General features: G+C 63.2%; 3 protein-coding genes and 1 pseudogene. All 4 read right to left on the bottom strand.

The annotated features are described in order from the left end of the window. A partial coding sequence (locus AC1VAN_RS19110; RefSeq protein ID WP_480986470.1) for an STN domain-containing protein occupies window positions 1-345 on the bottom strand: 345 nt, incomplete at its 3' end. A 546-nt stretch (window positions 346-891) separates the two neighbouring features. Beyond that, window positions 892-1,521, bottom strand: a complete 630-nt coding sequence (locus AC1VAN_RS19105) for a hypothetical protein (protein ID WP_235189971.1) — start codon at window positions 1,519-1,521, stop codon at window positions 892-894. 32 nt (window positions 1,522-1,553) lie between these two features. Next, window positions 1,554-1,922 (bottom strand): hypothetical protein, encoded by a 369-nt coding sequence (locus AC1VAN_RS19100; protein ID WP_282279539.1) that lies wholly within the window; start codon window positions 1,920-1,922, stop codon window positions 1,554-1,556. A gap of 113 nt (window positions 1,923-2,035) precedes the next feature. Beyond that, window positions 2,036-2,272: pseudogene (locus tag AC1VAN_RS19095) on the bottom strand (hypothetical protein); the annotation flags it as partial.

The following is a 2,272-nucleotide window of genomic DNA, read 5'->3' as shown; positions in this document are numbered from 1 at the left end:
GGCCAGGCCCGTGCCCTGCAGCAGCATCTGCAGCGCCGGCAATGGCGCATGGCGTCCACTGACTGCCGTCGAGCGCAGGCCGCCCAGCATGCGGGCATCAATCAGTACCGCCACCCCTGTGGTCTCCCCATACACCTGCAACGCCTGTGGCAACGGTTGGGCTGGAATGTCGAACAGGTGGGTAGCCCCCTCGGGCGCAGCGCCCGCGCCGGCCCAGGCCAGCAGCGTCGGCGCCAGCATCCATGCGATGCACAATAGCCAGGCAACGCCGCGGATGCAGCGATCACGCCTTCCCGCCCGCATTGCCGGCCCCCCGTCCTGCGCTCCGGTGTCATCAAACTGCATGCAAGACACGCCAGCATCACAACGCCAAGCCGGTCACGTTAGGTCGGCTTCATTGCAACTTGGTGACACCCATGCATCTCTTGCGCTGGCTTGCTACGGGCGTCTTTCTGCTGCTACCGCCGCACGCGTGGGGCGGCCCGGCAAAGGCTGCGCCTAGGACCGCGCCCGCGCTCACGGCCGCCGACGCTGCTTGTATCGAACTGGAGGTCAACGGCGAACGCATCCCCGACTACGCCTGCATGAGCGAACGGTTGATGCCCGCCTCGCGCAAGCCCATGCCTGAGATGCCGGCGTCCGAGCAGCGGGTGCGGCAGGCGCCAACCGCGCTCGGTCTGGCCCATCGGGCTGCCGCCCAGCAGAGGATGGGGAATAGTTTTGGGATCTCCACGCGGCCTCAGCGGCCGATGGCACCGCCTCCAGCACCGCCGACAACGCGGCCGTGAGGTGGGGAATGCGGTATCGCTGCCGGACGGAATGCTGACATCACACATGTGGAACCAGCGCGCCCAGGGACGGTGGCAGACCGCCGCTCGACTCTTCAGCGCACTACAGCGCCGCCGAGCATCTGCCGAACACGTTGGCGGGCTTCTCCCGCAGGCTCACAGCAACCACCCGGTGCTTCTGCTCGCCGCAGCCCCCCATGACCCCATACATGATGAGAAGTCCCTTGTCGTTGACGTAGCCGATGAACGTGCCATTACCTTCATCCGAAGCGGTCCTGACGAGATAGACGCTCTCCCCGGGGGCTGGCTTCAGGCCACTCAACGGCAATGATCCGATCTTCCCTTCAACCTCTGATGCCGATACTGCGACCAGTGAGTTCTTCAACATCCACTCCGCTATGGCGGCTTCACTATCCGCATCAAGCGTGGAAATGCGGTCAAGCGGCAGAGTCGTTGAATTGCCAGGGAAGATCGCGTCGGATGAAACATCTACCCAGTCCGAGCTCCATTCTGAACGTTGAAATTTGTTGATGCTGCACCCGCCCAGCATTGGCAAGACCAGCAGCGCTGCGCGCAAGATGCCAGCCACCGGCCCTTTGATGATGTCCCTTGCTGGGGCACCTGGAATCTCCCTGCGCTTGCCGCGCCACAGAGCGGCCAGATGCCCGCTGGTGGGCGGACCCACCCGAACGGAATCACTCGCCGATACCCGGCCACGGTGCGTCTCATGCATGCCATGCCACTCCTAATTTTCCACACCGGACGTCACTGCGAGTCTATCCGCCAGCCCAGGGCCAGGATGTCGAGTGAGCTGGCAGTGGTGCAGGTTTCGATGCGGAAGCACTGAAGCCTTGGCAGCAACACACCCGAGGCCGCCCAGCGCCGTCTGCCATCGGCCAGTAGCTTGCTGTCCTCATCGACATATGCGCGGTCGATCGTGTCCTCACCCAGGACACCGAAGTTGAGCGCCAATCGTGCGCCGCGGCATTCAAGGAACACCACCCGCGCATTGCGCCCGTCGGGCCAGCGCACGTGGACCACTACTTCATCCTGGTTGCCCGGATTGCTGCGGTCAACGGACACCGCAACCAAGGTGGCGTCCGACCAGGGCAATGCGTTGAACTCAAGGATCATGCTTGGACGCCTTCATCTTGGCACGGGCGTAGCTTCGATCTGGCTTCACCTTGTCACAGCGGTTCCTCGCGCATGTATCACCATCGCTGGTACGTGGCATAGCAGAAGCGCAGCTACACAGAGCGCGGCATCGCCATCCATTGCTGCTCCATGTAGGCCCATATCAGCGGAAAGTCCGCGATCAGCCCGATGAATTGCGTATATAGCAAGAACAGAAGATACACGCCCATTGATGGGCGTGAACGAAGCACGATCCCACAGCCTCGACAGAGCTTTTTCGGCCGGCGCGCGAGCGCCGAAAGGATCGAAAATCGCTGCCGATCGGCGACGCACATGGGGCAGGCAAAGGT

The organism is Stenotrophomonas sp. 05L44_2 (assembly GCF_056665995.1).
Note: the sequence above shows the minus strand (reverse complement) of the source record. Positions and strands in the feature narration are given on the sequence as shown.